The following is a 15,987-nucleotide window of genomic DNA, read 5'->3' on the forward strand; positions in this document are numbered from 1 at the left end:
ACACCCCATGCTCCACAGCGAGTCCGGAGGCGGCGGAATCTGGCTCGGCCCGCTCGGCTACTGGGGCCTGAGCGACAGCACGTGGTGGATCAGCCTCATCGGCGCGACGAACCTCGTCATCGTCATCACGATGCTGTTCACCGTCGGCAAGAACCGCCGCCCGACGACCGCCGTGGCCTGGCTGCTCGCCGTCACGCTCATCCCGTACGTCGGGCTGCTGCTGTTCGCGATGTTCGGAAGCAACCACCTGCCCCGCTCGCAGCGGCGCAAGCAGGAGGAGTTCGACGAGCTGCTGCGCGAGGCCACGCAGGGCCTCGACGATCGCGTGACGACGACGATGCCGAAGCGCTTTCGCCAGGTCTCGCGGCTCGCGCGCAAGCTCACGGCCATTCCGCGCCTGCCGGGCAACCGCATCCAGATTCACACCGAGTACGACGCGACGATTCTCGAGATGGCGCGCGAGATCGACGGCGCTGAAGACTACGTGCACATGCTCTTCTACACGGTCGGCTACGACGACGTCACGAAGCCGTTCTTCGATGCCATCGAGCGGGCGCAGGCCCGCGGCGTGACGGTGCGCGTGCTCTTCGACCAGGTCGGCACGGTGCGCTACAGCGGCTACAAGGAGCTGCGCAGCCGACTGCGCGCAATGGGCGTCGACTACCACCACGTCTACCCCGTGTTGCCGTGGAAGGGCGGCTGGCAGCGCTTCGACCTGCGCAACCACCGCAAGCTGCTCGTCGTCGACGGCCGCGCCGGCTGGGTCGGCTCGCAAAACGTCATCGCCCGCGACTATCACAAGGGCGGCAAGCCGGGCGAACGCAAGCTCTGGCAAGACATCATGCTGCGGCTGCAGGGCCCGATGGTGATCGCGCTCGACGCCGTGTTCCGCAACGACTGGTACATGATCACCGGCGTGCTGATCGAAGATGCCGACCAGCCGACGGCGCAGGACTACATCGACGAGCTCGAGCGGGCCCGTGTGCTCGGCGCGGTCGAGGAAACCTATGACTGCCAGCTCGTACCCTCCGGCCCCGGTTACGAGAACGAAAACAACCTGCGCATCTTCGTGCAGCTGCTCTACCTCGCCCGCAAGCGCGTGGTCATCGCGACCCCGTACTTCGCGCCCGACGACTCGATGCTCTACGCCATCACGACCGCGGCGCAGCGCGGGGTCAAGGTCGAGCTGTACGTGTCGATGAAGGGTGACCAGTTCTTCATTCAGCACGCGCAGCAGTCGTTCTACGAGCAGCTGCTGCGCGCCGGCGTGCGCATCATGCGCTACGAGGAGCCGTACATCCTCCACGCGAAGCACATGACCGTCGACGACGAGGTGTCGTTCGTCGGCTCGAGCAACCTCGACATGCGCTCATTCACGCTCAACGCCGAGCTCATGCTGCTCGTCTACGGCCGCGCGTTCGCGACCCGGATGCACGGGGTCGAGGAGTCGTACCGCGCGGCTTCGAAGGAGCTCACGCTGCACGAATGGCTCGAGCGTCCCTGGTACCGGGAGGCGGCCGACAACGTCGCCCGCCTCACCTCGGTCGTGCAGTAGCGCCCGCTACTTCGCCTCGCCGGTCTCGTCACGCGAGACGTTGATCATCTCGTCGCGCTCGACGACCTTGATGCGCTCGCGCCCCTCGGCTTCGCCGAGCTGCTGCTCGTGCGCGTCGAGTCGGCGCCAGCCCTCGAGGTCGGTGAAGCGCACCTGGCGCTCCGCCAGCAGCTCGAACAGCTCCTGCTCGTCATCGATCGTCGGCTGCCACCAGTTCGACTCGTCGCCGAGGATCTGCTCGACGGTCTCGCGCGCATCCGACTTCGTCGCGCCGATGAGCCCGACGGGGCCGCGCTTGATCCAGCCGGTCGCGAACAGGCCCTGCACGCGCTCGCCGTTGCCGTCGACCACTGCGCCGGCGTCGTTCGGGATCACGCCGCGGCGCTCGTCGAACGGCACGTCCTCGAGCGGCGAGCCGAAGTAGCCCACGGCACGATAGACCTGGCCGACGGGGATGTCGCGGGTCTCGTCGGTGTCGGCGACGCCGCCGTCGGCGGTCGGCTCGGTGCGCACGACGCGCAGCGCCGAGACGCGGCCATCTTCCGTGACCACCTCGGCGGGGCGGGCGTAGAAGTGCAGGTGGATGCGGCGGGGCGCCTCGAGCGCTTCCTGCTCGCCGCGCCACTTGCCGAGGATGCGGCTGATGACGAGGATCTGCTTGTTCTTCTTCGCGGCCTCGTCGGCCTCGGGATCGCGGTCGAAGTCTTCCTCGGCCACGACGATGTCGACGCCGGGCACCTCGCCGAGCTCGCGGAGCTCGAGCGGCGTGAACTTCACCTGCAGCGGGCCGCGACGGCCGAACACATGCACGTCGGTGACGGCGGTGTTCTTGAGGCCCTCGTAGACGTTCGCGGGAATCTCGGTGGGCAGCATGTCGTCGGCGTGCTTCGCGAGCACACGGGCGACGTCGAGCGCGACGTTGCCGTTACCGATAACGGCGACCGACGACTGGTCGAGCGCCCAGGTTCGGCTCGCCTCGGGGTACCCGTCGTACCAGTTCACGAAGTCGGCGGCGCCGTAGGAGCCCTCCGCCTCGATGCCGGGAATGTCGAGGTCGGCGTCGTAGAACGCGCCGGTCGAGAAGATGACGATGTTGTAGCGCTGCTGCAGGTCTTCGAGCGTGATGTCGGTGCCGAAGTTCACGTTGCCGAAGATGCGGATGCGGCCGGTGTCGAGCACGTCGCGCAGCGCGTTCACGACGCCCTTGATGCGCGGGTGGTCGGGGGCCACGCCGTAGCGCACGAGGCCGTAGGGCGCGGGGAGCCGCTCGAACAGGTCAATCGAGACCTCGTGCGTGCCCTCGGCCTCTTTCATGAGGATGTCCGAGGCGTAGATGCCGGCGGGGCCGGCACCAACTACGGCGACGCGAAGACGAGACATGGTTGCTCCTACTCGTGGCGGGTGGTTCAAGTGATGAGTGCCGGGTCAAACACCGGCCGCGCTGGGCGCGCGCCTAAAAGTCGCGTTCGACGAGGCGCTGAGCAAATTCTCGCAGCGCCTCCTTGACGACGCCCGACGGCAGGACGTCGAGCGACGCGGTCGCGCGGTGCACGTACTCGTGGGCGGCGTCGATGGTCTCGCGGGTGACCTCGTGGGCGCGCAGCTCGGCGATGATCGCATCGATCTCGGCGGGGTCGGCCTGCACGAGCGGTTCCGGGCGCGCAAGGGTCTCGTCGGCGCTGCCGGGTTCGCTGCCGGCCACGCGGGTACGGATGCGGTCGAGCAGGTCGGCGGCAGGCGCATCCCCCGCCGCGGCGCGCCGCTCGAGCAGCAGCACGGGCAGCGTCTCGACGCCGGCCCGCAGGTCGGTGCCGGCGCGCTTGCCGGTGGTGTCGGCGGCGGGCGAGAGGTCGATCACGTCGTCGACGATCTGGAAGGCGACGCCGACCGCCTCACCGAAGTCGCGCATCGCGGGGCGGAACTCGGCCGGCGCATCCGACAGCAGCACGCCGTACTCGCTGGCCGCGCCGATGAGCGAGCCCGTCTTGTCGGCGAGCACGCGGATGTAGTGGTCGATACGGTCTTCGCCCTCGCGCGGGCCGATGGTCTCGTGCATCTGCCCGAGCACGAGCCGCTCGAAGACGGTGGCCTGCATGCGGATCGCCTCGGCGCCAAGGTACGAGAAGATCTGCGAGGCGCGGGCGAAGAGCAGGTCGCCGGCGAGGATCGCGGTCGAGTTGCTCCAGCGCAGGTGCGCGGCGGTGACGCCGCGGCGAAGGGTCGCCTCGTCCATGACGTCGTCGTGGTAGAGCGATGCGAGGTGCGTGATTTCGACCGCGGCGGCGGCCTCGTCGAGGGCGTCGCTCACCGGCGTCGGGCCGAGCTGGGCCGCGAGTAGCACGAGCATCGGGCGCAGGCGCTTGCCGCCGGCACTCATGAGGTAGGTCGTCGTCGTAGCCGCGACCTGGTCGGAGTACTTCACCTGGTCGTGCAGCACCTGCTCGACGCGCTCGAGGCCCTCGTCAAGGGTCGCCTTGAGCTTGCGTTCGGCAGGTTTGCCGAACAACTGCTTCGCGAAGCCGGCACCGATCGCGCCGTGTGCGGGGCGGCGTGCCGAAGTCGAGGCGGTCACGTAGTCTCCTGAAGCTTGCGAGTGAGGTGGATGCGGTGGCTAGGCCGCAGGTTTCGTGCCGCGGTGCAGCGCCACGATGCCGTACGTCAGATTGCGGTGCGCGACCTGCTCGTACCCGACCTCGCGCAGCCAGCTCGCGAACGTCGCCTGCTCGGGCCACGCCTGAATCGTGTTGAAAAGGTAGTCGTAGGCTTCGGGGTCGCTCGACACGAGCTTCACGATGCCGGGCATGAGCACGTTCATGTAGGTGTCGTAGCCGAAGTTCACGAGGCCGTTCGTCGGATGCGAAAACTCGCACACGAGGATGCGGCCGCCGGGCTTCGTCACGCGCAGCATCTCGGCGAGCGCACGCTTCGGCTCCTGCACGTTGCGGATGCCGAAGCTCACGGTCGTGACGTCGAAGGTGTTGTCCTCGAACGGGAGTTGCGTCGCGTCGCCCTGCTGGAACGTGATGTTCGGATGTTCCCCGTGGCGCTTGATCGCTTCGCTGATCATGCCGTGCGAGAAGTCGAGGCCGGTCACGGTCGCGCCGTAGTCGGCGAGGATGCGCGTCACGGTGCCGGTGCCGCAGGCGACGTCGAGCACGCGCTGGCCGGGGTGCGGGTCGATCGCACGCCGAGCGCGCATCCGCCAATACGGTGTTACACCGAGCGAAAGTACGTCGTTCGTGAGGTCGTACCCGCGGGAAACTCGGTCGAACATCGACGAGACATCGTCGGGTCGCTTCGCGAGATCGGGTTTGGTCACCCGAATAGTCTAGGACACCCTCCGCTCCCTGCCTTCGCGCGCGCGGTACGCTGGCACGCGTGATGGTTGCGCTCCCCCGGCTCCGCGTTCGTACCGCGCGAATTGCCGACCCGGGCGGGCTGCTGCAGCTGGCGCCCGTGCCCGGCGCCGGCCAACTGCGGGAGCTTGCCGTGTGGTTGCGCCGAGGCGACGGCATCGTCGGCCGCGGCGAGGTCTGGCGGGCCGAGTTCTCGGGCCCCGAACGCATCCGCGAGGCCCGCGAGACTTGGCGGCAGCTGGTCGAGGCGAGCGAGATCTCCGACGAGGTGCAGCTGCCCTCGACCGGGCTCGTCGCGTTCGGCGCATTCGCCTTCGCCGACTCAAGCGAGGCCGCGAGCGTGCTGCGCGTGCCCGAGCTGATCTTCGGCCGCCGCGGCGGCGTCGCGTTCGTGACGCGCGTTACCCTCGCCGGCGACGACGACCCCGAGGACGAGTCGGAGCCGGTACTCGCGACCGCGCAGCTGCCGGTGATCGCGCCGGTCGGCGAGTTTGCGCCGCTGACGTTTGCCGAGGGTGCGATGACCGCCGCGCTGCACCACGACGCCGTGGCCGAGGCCGTCTCGCGGATCCGTGGCGGCGAGCTGTCGAAGGTCGTCATCGCCCGCGACCTCAAGGCCCCGATTGCCGCCGGGCAAGACTTCCGCGCCGTGCTTGCGCGCCTCACCGAGGCCTACCCCGAGACGTGGACGTACGCCGTCGACGGCCTCATCGGCGCGAGCCCCGAAATGCTCGTGCGGGTGATCGATGGCGCCGTCACCGCGCGCGTGCTCGCCGGCACCGCGCCGCGCGAGACCGACGCAGGGGCCGACGCCAGCGCGGCCGCGTCGCTGCGCGCATCCGCGAAGAATCGCGAGGAGCACCGCTACGCCGTCGAGTCGGCGCTCGGATCGCTGCGCTCGCTCGACCGCCACGACGAGCCCGACTCGGGCCTGACCGCGTCGCCCGAGCCGTTCCTGCTCGAGCTGCCGAACGTGTGGCACCTCGCGAGCGACATTCGCGGCACGCTGCCTCGCGACGCGAGCGTGCTCGACCTCGTGGCCGCGCTGCACCCGACCGCCGCGGTCGGCGGCACCCCGCGCAACGCGGCGCTCGCCGCGATCGACGAGCTCGAGCCCTTCGACCGGATGCGCTACGCCGGCCCCGCGGGCTGGCTCTCGGCGTCGGGCGACGGCGAGTGGGTCGTCGCGCTGCGCGGCGCCGAGTTTGCGACGGATGCGGTGACCGCTTTCGCCGGCGGTGGCATCGTCGGCAGCTCCGACCCCGACGAGGAGTTCGCCGAGACACTGCCGAAGTTCCGGCCAATCGTCGAGGCGCTCGGGGCGACGGTGGATGCGGCGGGGCCTCGACCGGCGGGATCCTAAAGCACCGCGCATCCGTACCGTTTTTCGTCGCGTGACACTGCCCTGAGCTGGGCGACCCGGACGCGTTAGGGTGAGCACGTGCGGTGCCCGAGCGCCCGCGGCGTCGAGGCCGCAGGCGCGGTGCCGCGCGGATGCGGAGGCAGGATTCGATGTCGGAGACCCCGTCAGCCGCGCCCGTCGAGCTGCCAGCAGACCGGCCCGGGCCACACCGGCGCCGCCTGACCTGGGTCGCGGTCGCCGCGACGTTCGGTGGGTTACTGTTTGGCTACGACACCGGCGTGATCAACGGCGCGCTCGAGCCGATGTCGGCCGAGCTGGGGTTGACGCCGCTGACGGAGGGGTTTGTCACGTCAAGCCTGCTCATCGGCGCGGCGATCGGCGCCTACGTCGGCGGGCATTGGAGCGACACGGTCGGGCGCCGACGGGCGCTCGTGCAGGTCGCAGTGCTGTTCTTCATCGGCACGGTCGGGTGCGTATTCACGCCCGGCGTCGCGGTGCTGCTCGTCGCGCGAGTCGCGCTCGGCTTCGCGGTGGGCGCTGCATCCGTCACCGTGCCCGTCTACCTCGCTGAGATGTCACCGGCCGAGCGGCGCGGTGCGTTCTCGGGGCGCAACGAGCTCGCGATCGTGGTGGGACAGTTTCTCGCGTTTCTCATCAACGCGGTGATCGCGAATCTGTGGGGCGAGCACGAGGGCGTGTGGCGGTACATGCTCGCGATCTGCGCTGTGCCGGCCGTGTGCCTGTTTATCGGGATGCTGCGGATGCCCGAGTCGCCCCGATGGTTACTCGCGAAGGGGCAGGAGGACGAGGCGCTGGCGGTGCTCGAGCAGGTGCGCGCGCCCGAGCGGGCGGCCGCCGAGCTCGCCGAGATGGCCACGACGCGGCAGCGCCAGGATGCGGTGCGAGCGATGGGCTGGTCGAGCGTCGCGGTGCCGTGGGTGCGACGCATCCTCTTCGTCGGCATTTTTCTTGCCGTCGCGCAGCAGCTCACGGGCATCAACTCGATCATGTATTACGGCACGCAGATGCTCACCGAGGCCGGTTTCTCGGCGAGCGCGGCGATCGTCGCGAATGTTGCGAACGGCGCGCTCGCCGTCGCGGGCACCGTCGTGTGTCTGTTCTTCGTGATCGAGCAGGTGTCGCGGCGGCGGTTAATTCTGACGGGATTCGTGCTGACGACCGTGTGCCACCTGCTGATCATGATCGCGGCGTTCGTGTTGCCTGCCGGCGAGGTGCGCGCGTGGTGCGTGCTCGTGCTGTGCGTGACGTTCGTGTTCTGCATGCAGCTCGCGCTGAACGCGCCGGTGTGGGTGTGCCTGTCGGAGCTGTTCCCGTTGCGCCTGCGCGGCTTCGGCATGGGAGTTTCGGTGCTGTGCGGCTGGCTCGCGAACGCGGCGATTGCGTTCTTGGTGCCGATTCTGCGCGAGGTGTTTGGACTGCAGGGCGTGTTCGGCACGTTCTTCGTGCTCGGAGTGGTCGCGTTTGCTGTGTTGCTGCGGGTGCTGCCGAATACGTCGGGCGCCTCGCTCGAAGCGCTCGAGACGAAGCTCGCGCGCTCGCCCCGCGCAGTTTTCTAGTTTTGATGCGCTACTAACCGCAGCGCACGTAGAAAACTGCAACCACTGCAACCTCAGCGGTGCGGTTTTCTATCTTTGATGCGGTTACAACTGCAACGTTCGTAGAAAACCGCATCGATGGCTGGGCGCCGCGTCGCGGGGACCACCCCGGCGGATGCGCGGGGCGGGTCAGCGCGCGTCGTGCAGGATGCGCTGGGCGCGGGCGAAGACCGGCGCGTCGACCATTTCGCCGTCAAGCTGCGCGACGCCGTCGCCGACCGCCTTGGCGAATCGCTCGGGGCGATCCCCGGGCACGAACAGCGCGGTCGTGATGCGCCCAAACGTTTCGTCATCGACGCTGCCGTGGCCAACCCGTTGCTCTGACACTGAGTCTCCGTTCCGCTCCATCGCGTAGCTCTCAATAATGTATTTTATTTAATGTCATCTCGTGCGCCGCCGCGACCCCGCGCCGTGCGGTTTTCTACGGGTGACGCGGTTGTAACCGCATCACCCGTAGGAAACCGCATCGGTGGGTCGTGGGTAGGCGAAAACGCGATGAGGCGACGCCGTCATGAATGCGCAAACGCGCGGAAACGACGTCGCCACGAACGCGCAAACGCCCCACGCCCCACGCCCCAACGAACCCCTACTTGCTCGAATCCTTCAGGCGCTTGAGCTCGGTCTTCGGGTCGAAATCGGCCTCGGGCCAGTCGAGTTCCAGGCCGCGCAGGGTGTTCAGCAGCAGGCCCTTCACGAACAGCCGGGAGAACCACTTGCGGTCGGCGGGCACAATCCACCACGGCGCCTCCGGCGTCGAGGTGCGCTGAATCGCGATCTCGTAGGCCTGCTGGTACTCGTCCCAGAGCTCGCGCTCGTCGATGTCACCCGGGTTGTACTTCCAGTGCTTGTCGTCACGCTCGATGCGCTCGCGCAGCCGCTCCTCCTGCTCGTCCTTCGAGATGTGCAGGAACACTTTTACGACCTTGGTCCCAGCAGCAACTAGCCCGCGCTCGAAGTCGACGATCGCTCCATACCGGCGCTCGATCTCCTCCTCGGGCGCGAGCGAGCGCACGCGCTGCACGAGCACGTCCTCGTAGTGCGAGCGGTCGAAGACGCCGATGAACCCGGGCTTCGGCACCTGCTTCTCGATGCGCCAGAGGAAGTCATGCGCGAGCTCCTCCTCGGTCGGGCGCTTGAACGACGCGAGTTGGAGGCCCTGCGGGTCGACCGAGCCGAACACGTGGCGGATGATGCCGCCCTTGCCGGCCGAGTCCATGCCCTGCAGCACGAACAGCACGCTCGGCGCGTTCGGGTCGTCGGCCCGCGCCTTCGCGTACATGCGCTCCTGCAAGTCAGCGAGTTCCTTGTCGCGCACGGTGAGGAGTTCCTCACCGATCTCCTTCTCGTTCTTTTTCGCCGTGAAGCCCGGCGTCTCGTCTGGTGCCAGGTCGCCAATCGAGAACTGATCGTCAGTGATTCGCGCGCGCAGCGCATCCTCGAGGTCGATGTAGTCAGTGATGTCGGCCATGGCACAGAGCCTAGACCCGCGTCACTGGAGCCCTACTCGGTGTCGGCGTCGGTTTCGCCCTGCTCGGCGTCGAGCGGCACCTCGATGACGATGCGCGGCGACGTCTGGTCGGTGAGCGCCTCCTCGAGCTGCGAGCGCGTCGTCGCGCGGCGGTAGCCCCAGCCGAACGCGTCGGCGATCGCCTCGATATTCACCTCGCGCCCCGTGCGCATGACCCGCTCGAACGCGGCCGCGTCGGCGGTCTCGGCGACCTCGAGGCCGTCGAAAATCGTGCCACCGCCATCGTTACCAACGATGATCTGCAGCCGCGGCGCATCCTCGCCACCCTGCATGACGAGCAGTGACGAGGCATCGTGCACGAACGCGAGATCGCCGACGAGCAGGCGCGTCACGCCGGCCCGCGAGCTCAGTTCGTCGCCGTGCTGGCTCGCGTCGGCGACGCCGAGCGCCGTCGCGATCGTGCCGTCGATGCCGGCGAGCCCGCGGTTCGCGTGCACGCGCAGCCGCTTGCCGGGCGCGCGGCCGTCGAGATCGCGAATGAGCCGGGATGCGGCGACGACCAGCCGGTCGTGCGGCCATGTGTGTCGCCAGATGGCGTCGACGAGCATGTGCCGGTTCACCGGCTCGCGCGAGACGGCGAGCTCCTGCTGGCCGAAGCGCGCGCGGTCGCGGAAGTCGCGGCTGCGCGAGGCCTCGATGTCGGGCGCCGGGGCGTCCGAGCCCTGCTCGAGCACGAGGGCGCGGGATGCGTCGAGCCAGCCGGCGAGCATCCGATCGGCCTCGCGGCGCAGCTGAAACATCTCGTCGCTCGCACCGAGCCGCGTCGAACCGAACGCGAGCACCTTGACGTCGTCGACGTGCTCGGCCGACTTCGTCGGGCTGAACGCGGGCGCGCCGGGCCGGTTGACCACGATGACCCGCAGGCCGGGCCGCTTCAGCAGCGCCGTCACCTCGCGGCTCAGGGTCGGATGCCCGACGACGATCGCGAGCTCGAGCCCGTCGCGCAGTCCGGGCACGGTGCTCGCCTCGCCGAGCAACTGCCGGTAGGCGACGACGAGGTTGCGGCCGAACCGGGCGCCACTCGACACCTCGGCCACGAGCGGCCAGCCGCCCTGGCGCGCGATACGCTCGGCGCTCGGGCCGGCACCGTCGCCCGCGATGACGATGCCGACGGGCCAGTCGGCCGGGTCGAGCTCGACGATTTCGAGCGGCGTCACACTGTCGTGGGCCGACGCGCGCAGCTTTGCCGGCGCGGCCTTGTGCTGTTCGATGGTCGCGGTGATCTGCGCCGCAAGCTCGGTGCCGATGCCCCGGCCAAGGATGCGCGCATCGCCACTCTTGCCCGGCCACGCGGCCTCGGCCGCCTCGAGCTCGGGCGACACCGGCGAGGCGAGCGCCTCGACCCGGCCGCTGAGGTCGGGCACGATGCCCGAGAGCGGTTCGCGGTAGGCGACGTTGAGGTGCCAGGCCGAGCGCGCCGTCGCGAGTTCCTTGCCCGCCCCCGCCGCGAGCGCGAGGCTCAGCTCACCGCCGTCGGGCGCGCCGAGGGTGGTCGTGTTGATGAGCGGGCCGAAGATGCCGCTCTGCACCGTGGTCTGGTTCGCGCCCGTGCCGATGAGTTCCTTCGGCCGGTCGCCCGTAAGCGCAATGAGCGGCACGCCCGAGTGGTGCGCCTCGAGCATCGCCGGGTGGAGGTTCGCGACCGCCGTGCCCGACGTCGTGATGACCGGCACCGGTCGGCCCGATTCACGCGCGAGGCCGAGCGCGAAGAACGCGGCGCCACGCTCATCCACTCGCACGTGCAGGCGCACGGCGCGCACCCGCTCGAGCTCGGCCGCGACGAGGGCGAGCGCCTGCGAGCGCGAGCCAGGGCACACGACAATGTCGCGCACCCCGCCGTTCACCGCCGCGACAAGCAGCTCAACTGCTGCCGCGAGCGCGGCGCTCACGAGCGCGTGCCTTCGGAATCCGAGTCGGGGCCGGTGCCCGGGGCATCGCCGAGGTTGTCGTCACCCTTGCGGGGCTGCTCGTCGTCGGGCTCGATGGTGGGCAGCGCGCCGGTGTGGTTCGACGGATGCTGGTTCATGCTCGTGCGGCGGGCCTGCTCGATCTCGTCGTCGAGCTTGCGCATCTCGTCTTCGAGCTCGGCGATGCGGTCGTCGTGCGCCTTGTCGTCGCCGATGCTGCGCAGGTAATCGATGTCGTTGTCGGGCGCGCGCTGGTCGTCGCCCACCGGGCCCTTGCCCATGAAGATCCAGAGCAGCGGGCCGATCACGGGCAGCAGCAACACGACAACGAGCCAGATTGGCTTGCGGAAAATCCGGGTGCGGTTCGCGTCCGACATCGCGCAGTCGACGACTGCGTAGACCGTCAACGCGACGGCGACGACCACTCCGAGAATTATCCAGCGACCCATACCCGTAGATCCTACCTTCGCGAGCCTGACGAACCGTCAGAGCCGGGGATTCGTAGACTGGTTGTGATGAAGACTTCACGCGCCTGGATCATCTACACGGTCGTTCGCCTGCTCGCTTTCGCGGTGCCGTTCATGCTCGTCATGCTGCTGCTGCCGACCGTGCAATGGAATTGGCTGATCGCCGTGGTGGTCGCCTCCGTCATCGGCTTCCTCGTGTCGCTGCTGTTCCTGCGCTCCGAGCGGCTCGCGATCGGCGGCGCGATCATGCAGCAGCGCGAAGGTCGCGTCGTCGGGGCGGATGCCGAGGCCGAGGATGCGGTGCTCGACGAGCAGGAGCACGAGCAGTCGGATGAGGTGGCCGAGTCGGAGGCTCCCGCCGACGACGCCGAGGCAGCGACCGCCTCCGAGTCGGACGCCACCCCGGAAACGACCGAGGCCGCCGATCTCGAAGAGACCGACGACCCCGGAGAGCCGGCCAAGTAGGGCTTAGCCGAGGTAGTCCGGCACCACCGCCGGCGTGATGTTCGGCACGATGATGCCGATCGCCATGATGATCGCCCATGCGAACGAGCCGAGCGACGTCAGCTTGAGCGCGAGAATCAGGTCGCGCGGGCTCTCCGAAGTCGACGTGATCACGACGGCGGGGCCGAGAATCAACAGCGTGAACAGCGCGAAGCCCGACAGCGGGTAGACGAGCATGAACATGATCGTCGCGACGAACGGGGCGAGCGCGAAGACGCCGAAGAAGATGCGGCCCGTGCCCCGGCCGACGAGCACGGCGAGGGTGCGCTTGCTCGCGAGGCGGTCTTGCTCGAGGTCGCGCAGGTTGTTCACCATGAGCACGGCGCAGGCGAACAGGCCGGCGGCGACGCCGAGTACCCAGGCGTTCGACGGTACGAAGAGCACCTGCACGTAGGCGGTGCCGGCGGTCGCGACTAGGCCGAAGAAGATGAAGACGAAGACCTCGCCGAGGCCCGCGTAGCCGTACGGGCGCTTGCCGCCGGTGTAGAACCAGGCGGCGAGAATCGCGAGCACGCCGATGGCGAGCAGCCACCACTGCCCGGTGCGCACGACGAGGAACAGGCCAGCGACCGCCGCGAGGCCGAAGAAGAAGAACGCGAGGTTGCGCACCTGCTTCGGGTCGACGCCGCCGCCACCCGTGAGCCGGGCCGGGCCGACGCGTACGTCGTCGGTTCCGCGAACACCGTCGGAGTAGTCGTTCGCGTAGTTCACGCCGATCTGCAGGAACAGCGCCACCGCGAGCGCGGCGAGCGCCCGCACCCAGTGAAACTCACCGGGCTGCGCGCTCACGGCCGAGGCGAAGCCGAGCAGCACGGGCGACACGGCGAGCGGCAGGGTGCGCAGCCGCGCCCCGGAAATCCAATCGCGCAGGGTCACGCTGCGCGCGTTCGCCTGCTTTCGCGGTTGCTGGGTGGGATTGCTGCGTTTCTGTTTGGCCACCCAGTGATTCTAAGTCGCCTCGGCTTCGTGCCGACGCGCAAGCGACTCCGCGAGCTCGCGCAGCGCGCGCCGGTCGGGTTTTCCGCTCGCGAGCCGCGGCAGTTCGGGGATGCGCGCGGTGAGCGCCGGGCGTGCGGCCGCACCAAACGGCGTGAGCGCCAAACGGATGCGCTGCCAGCGAGCATCCCCGCCCGCGTCGAGCGCCGGCTCGCCCACCGCAGGGTCGGCAGCGAGCAACGCGACGCGCTGGCCCCACTCGTGGCTCGGCACGGCGACGGCGACGACCTCGTCGAAGCTGCCGGCGGAGCTCGCGGCGAGCGTGACCTCGTCGAGATTCACCTTGACGCCGCCCGAGATGATCACGCTGTCGAAACGACCCGTCACGGCGATCGTGCCGGTCGCCTCGGCGTCGAGTCCGAGCGCCCAGGGCCCGTCGCCGCTCACGGTGCCGGCGTCGCCCGTGCGATACCAGCGGTCGCCGGCCTCGTCGGTGACGAAGGCCCGGGTGGTGCGCTCGGGGTCGCCGAGGTACCCGAGCGCGAGCGACGGCGAAGCGACCCAGAGCTCGCCGTCGACCTCGCGCATCCGCACTCCGGGCAGCGGCTGCGCGTTGTACGCGGCGCCGCCGCTCGTCTCGCTCGAGCCGTACGTCGTCGTGACCGGCCAGCCGAGCCTGCGCGCCTCGGCGAGCAGCTCGGGCGGCGTCGCCTGCCCACCGACGAGGATGCCGTCGAAGCGCGCGAGCGCGGCCGCGACCCGCGCATCCGACCGCGCCGTGTCGACGAGCCGCCGCAGTTGCACGGGCACGAGCGACACGTAGCGCCGCGCCCCGGTCAGCCGGGCGGCGTCGGCGACGAAGCCCTCGGGCGTGAAGTGCTCGCCCGAGGCGATGACGGGCTCGCTGCCGGCGACGATCGAGCGCACGAGCACCTGCGCGCCCGCGATGTAGTGTGCGGGCAGCGTGAGCAGCCACTGCTCGCCGCCCGCCTCGGCCCCGCCGAGGCGAAGGTGCGTCGCGCGCGCCCCGGCGAGGAGCCCCTCGGCCGTGAGCAGCACGCGCTTCGGCGCGGCGGTCGAACCACTCGTCTCGATCACGAGGGCAACGTCGTCCGGCACGGTCGCGCCGCGCAGCTCGTCGCTCGGCCCCGACCAGCCGGCCGGGCGCGGCAGCAGCGCCGGCCCCTCGCCCGCGAGCGCCGCGCGCAACTGGGCGAAGAACTCGGCGGTGTCGTCAACCGCGACCTCGCGCAGCTCGCGCGAGCCGAGCATCCGGCCCATTAGTAGTACCAGGGGTACGGCGCCCAGTCGGGGTCGCGCTTCTGCAGAAACGCGTCGCGGCCCTCGACGGCCTCGTCGGTCATGTACCCGAGCCGCGTCGCCTCGCCGGCGAAGAGCTGCTGGCCGACGAGCCCGTCGTCCTGCAGGTTCATGGCGTACTTGAGCATGCGGATGGCCGTGGGCGACTTCGTGAGGATCGTCTCGGCCATGCTCAGGGCCTCGGTCTCGAGCTCGGCGTGGGGCACAACACGGTTCACGGCGCCAACCTCGTAGCCGCGCTGCGCGTCGTATTCCTCGGCGAGAAAGAACGCCTCGCGGGCGAACTTCTGGCCGACCTGCTTCGCAAAGTAGGCCGAGCCGTAGCCGGCATCGAACGAGCCGACGTTCGCGTCGGTCTGCTTGAACATCGCGTGCTCGCGCGAGGCGATCGTGAGGTCGGTGACGACGTAGAGCGAGTGCCCGCCGCCAGCCGCCCAGCCGTTGACGACCGAGATGACGACCTTCGGCATGAAGCGAATAAGTCGCTGTACCTCGAGAATGTGCAGGCGGCCCGCGCGCGCCTTGTCGACCGAGTCGGCCGTCTCGCCCTCGGCGTACTGGTAGCCGTCGCGGCCGCGGATGCGCTGGTCACCACCCGAGCAGAAGGCGTAGCCGCCATCCTTCGGGCTCGGGCCGTTGCCGGTGAGCAGCACGACGCCGACGCGCGGGTTCTGGCGGGCGTCGTCGAGCGCAGTGTAGAGCTCGTCGACAGTCTTCGGGCGGAACGCGTTGCGCACCTCGGGGCGGTCGATCGCGACGCGCGCGATGCGGCCGGTCGTGTCGATGTGGTACGTGATGTCGGTGAAATCGAACTGCGACACCCGCTGCCAGCGCGACGGGTCGAAGACGTCAGAAACCTGCTCGGTAGTCATATGACCACCGTAGTCGCCCGCTGCGGGCTACCAGTTGATGGGGGCGTCGGGCAGCGTGCCGCCGTTAATGATGAACTGCAGGATCGTATTGAGCACGAGCCACGCGGGCGCCGCGCCGACGATGAAGCTGCAGATGAAGGCGAAGATGCCGGTCGCGCGGCCCGACTTGAAGAAGATCGCGTAGAGCGACGCGGTGATCGACACGAAGCCGAGCGAACCCGCGATAAGCAGCCACATCTGCAGCTCGAACTGGCGGCCGATGCCGAAGAAGTTGAAGAGGTAGAGGCCCGTGATGATGTCGGCGGCGAGCGTCAGCACGGCGCCAAACATCGCCCAGTGGCCGACGCGCCAGCTGAGCGGGTTGAGCATCTGGTCGACCCACGGCAGCGGCACCACGGTGGCATGCCGGTACGAGGGGTCGCGGTCGCGCTTGCGGCGCGGGCCGCGAGCGACGCTCTGCTCGATCGCCATTCGATTCCGTTCGGGCTGGTAGGGATGTGACTGTTGATTAGTGTAGTGCGCGCTGGCCGGGCAGTTCATTCGGCGCCGCGCCGCCGGGCGCG

The 15,987-nt window shown here is 69.3% G+C and carries 15 protein-coding genes; 4 read left to right on the forward strand and 11 right to left on the reverse strand.

The genetic code is table 11. The annotated features are described in order from the left end of the window. Positions 1 to 7: 7 nt before the first annotated feature. The gene (cls, locus tag M3M28_RS11140; RefSeq protein ID WP_249386526.1) at positions 8 to 1,555 is read left to right on the forward strand and encodes a cardiolipin synthase; all 1,548 of its coding nucleotides are present in this window, start codon (positions 8 to 10) and stop codon (positions 1,553 to 1,555) included. A 6-nt stretch (positions 1,556 to 1,561) separates the two neighbouring features. On the opposite strand, the gene M3M28_RS11145 is transcribed toward cls, so the two are convergent. The 3 genes from M3M28_RS11145 to M3M28_RS11155 all read right to left on the reverse strand — a co-directional run bounded on the left by M3M28_RS11145 (position 1,562) and on the right by M3M28_RS11155 (position 4,874). After that, entirely contained in the window at positions 1,562 to 2,935 is a 1,374-nt protein-coding gene (locus tag M3M28_RS11145; RefSeq protein WP_249386527.1) for an FAD-dependent oxidoreductase, read from the reverse strand. Between the two features lie 73 nt (positions 2,936 to 3,008). Next, positions 3,009 to 4,127: a polyprenyl synthetase family protein gene (locus M3M28_RS11150; RefSeq protein WP_249386528.1), complete on the reverse strand. Its 1,119-nt coding sequence runs from the start codon at positions 4,125 to 4,127 to the stop codon at positions 3,009 to 3,011. A gap of 39 nt (positions 4,128 to 4,166) precedes the next feature. Next, positions 4,167 to 4,874 (reverse strand): class I SAM-dependent methyltransferase, encoded by a 708-nt coding sequence (locus tag M3M28_RS11155; protein WP_249386529.1) that lies wholly within the window; start codon positions 4,872 to 4,874, stop codon positions 4,167 to 4,169. Between the two features lie 62 nt (positions 4,875 to 4,936). On the opposite strand from M3M28_RS11155, the gene M3M28_RS11160 reads away from it, so the two are divergent. Next, complete coding sequence (locus tag M3M28_RS11160) at positions 4,937 to 6,274, forward strand: isochorismate synthase (RefSeq protein WP_249388044.1); 1,338 nt, start codon at positions 4,937 to 4,939, stop codon at positions 6,272 to 6,274. A gap of 149 nt (positions 6,275 to 6,423) precedes the next feature. Further along, entirely contained in the window at positions 6,424 to 7,851 is a 1,428-nt protein-coding gene (locus tag M3M28_RS11165) for a sugar porter family MFS transporter (RefSeq protein ID WP_249386530.1), read from the forward strand. A gap of 168 nt (positions 7,852 to 8,019) precedes the next feature. Here M3M28_RS11165 and M3M28_RS11170 read toward each other — a convergent pair whose 3' ends face one another. The 4 genes from M3M28_RS11170 to M3M28_RS11185 all read right to left on the reverse strand — a co-directional run bounded on the left by M3M28_RS11170 (position 8,020) and on the right by M3M28_RS11185 (position 11,774). Beyond that, positions 8,020 to 8,217: a hypothetical protein gene (locus M3M28_RS11170; RefSeq protein ID WP_249386531.1), complete on the reverse strand. Its 198-nt coding sequence runs from the start codon at positions 8,215 to 8,217 to the stop codon at positions 8,020 to 8,022. Positions 8,218 to 8,476: 259 nt separating this feature from the next. After that, complete coding sequence (locus M3M28_RS11175; protein WP_249386532.1) at positions 8,477 to 9,358, reverse strand: PPK2 family polyphosphate kinase; 882 nt, start codon at positions 9,356 to 9,358, stop codon at positions 8,477 to 8,479. 32 nt (positions 9,359 to 9,390) lie between these two features. Next, positions 9,391 to 11,307 carry a 2-succinyl-5-enolpyruvyl-6-hydroxy-3-cyclohexene-1-carboxylic-acid synthase gene (gene menD, locus M3M28_RS11180; RefSeq protein ID WP_249386533.1) on the reverse strand — a complete coding sequence of 639 codons (1,917 nt, stop codon included), beginning with the start codon at positions 11,305 to 11,307 and terminating at the stop codon, positions 9,391 to 9,393. Continuing rightward, entirely contained in the window at positions 11,304 to 11,774 is a 471-nt protein-coding gene (locus M3M28_RS11185; RefSeq protein ID WP_249386534.1) for a PLDc N-terminal domain-containing protein, read from the reverse strand. Before M3M28_RS11185 ends, menD begins: the two co-directional genes overlap by 4 nt. Before the next feature lie 66 nt (positions 11,775 to 11,840). Here M3M28_RS11185 and M3M28_RS11190 point away from each other — a divergent pair, with 66 nt between their 5' ends. After that, the gene (locus M3M28_RS11190) at positions 11,841 to 12,257 is read left to right on the forward strand and encodes a DUF4229 domain-containing protein (protein ID WP_249386535.1); all 417 of its coding nucleotides are present in this window, start codon (positions 11,841 to 11,843) and stop codon (positions 12,255 to 12,257) included. A 3-nt stretch (positions 12,258 to 12,260) separates the two neighbouring features. Here the strand turns inward: M3M28_RS11190 and M3M28_RS11195 are convergent, their stop codons facing one another. Genes M3M28_RS11195 through M3M28_RS11210 form a run of 4 tightly spaced genes read right to left on the reverse strand, consistent with a single transcriptional unit; the run spans position 12,261 to position 15,895 of the window. After that, entirely contained in the window at positions 12,261 to 13,235 is a 975-nt protein-coding gene (locus tag M3M28_RS11195; protein WP_249386536.1) for a 1,4-dihydroxy-2-naphthoate polyprenyltransferase, read from the reverse strand. A 9-nt stretch (positions 13,236 to 13,244) separates the two neighbouring features. Continuing rightward, positions 13,245 to 14,504 carry an AMP-binding protein gene (locus tag M3M28_RS11200; protein WP_249386537.1) on the reverse strand — a complete coding sequence of 420 codons (1,260 nt, stop codon included), beginning with the start codon at positions 14,502 to 14,504 and terminating at the stop codon, positions 13,245 to 13,247. 8 nt (positions 14,505 to 14,512) lie between these two features. Then, the gene (locus M3M28_RS11205) at positions 14,513 to 15,424 is read right to left on the reverse strand and encodes a 1,4-dihydroxy-2-naphthoyl-CoA synthase (protein WP_249386538.1); all 912 of its coding nucleotides are present in this window, start codon (positions 15,422 to 15,424) and stop codon (positions 14,513 to 14,515) included. A 27-nt stretch (positions 15,425 to 15,451) separates the two neighbouring features. Then, on the reverse strand, positions 15,452 to 15,895 hold the full coding sequence (locus tag M3M28_RS11210; RefSeq protein ID WP_249386539.1) for a hypothetical protein: 444 nt from the start codon (positions 15,893 to 15,895) through the stop codon (positions 15,452 to 15,454). Between the last annotated feature and the right edge of the window lie 92 nt (positions 15,896 to 15,987).

The sequence above is a fragment of the Gulosibacter sediminis genome, from assembly GCF_023370115.1.
In the GTDB taxonomy this organism is placed as follows: domain Bacteria; phylum Actinomycetota; class Actinomycetes; order Actinomycetales; family Microbacteriaceae; genus Gulosibacter; species Gulosibacter sediminis_A.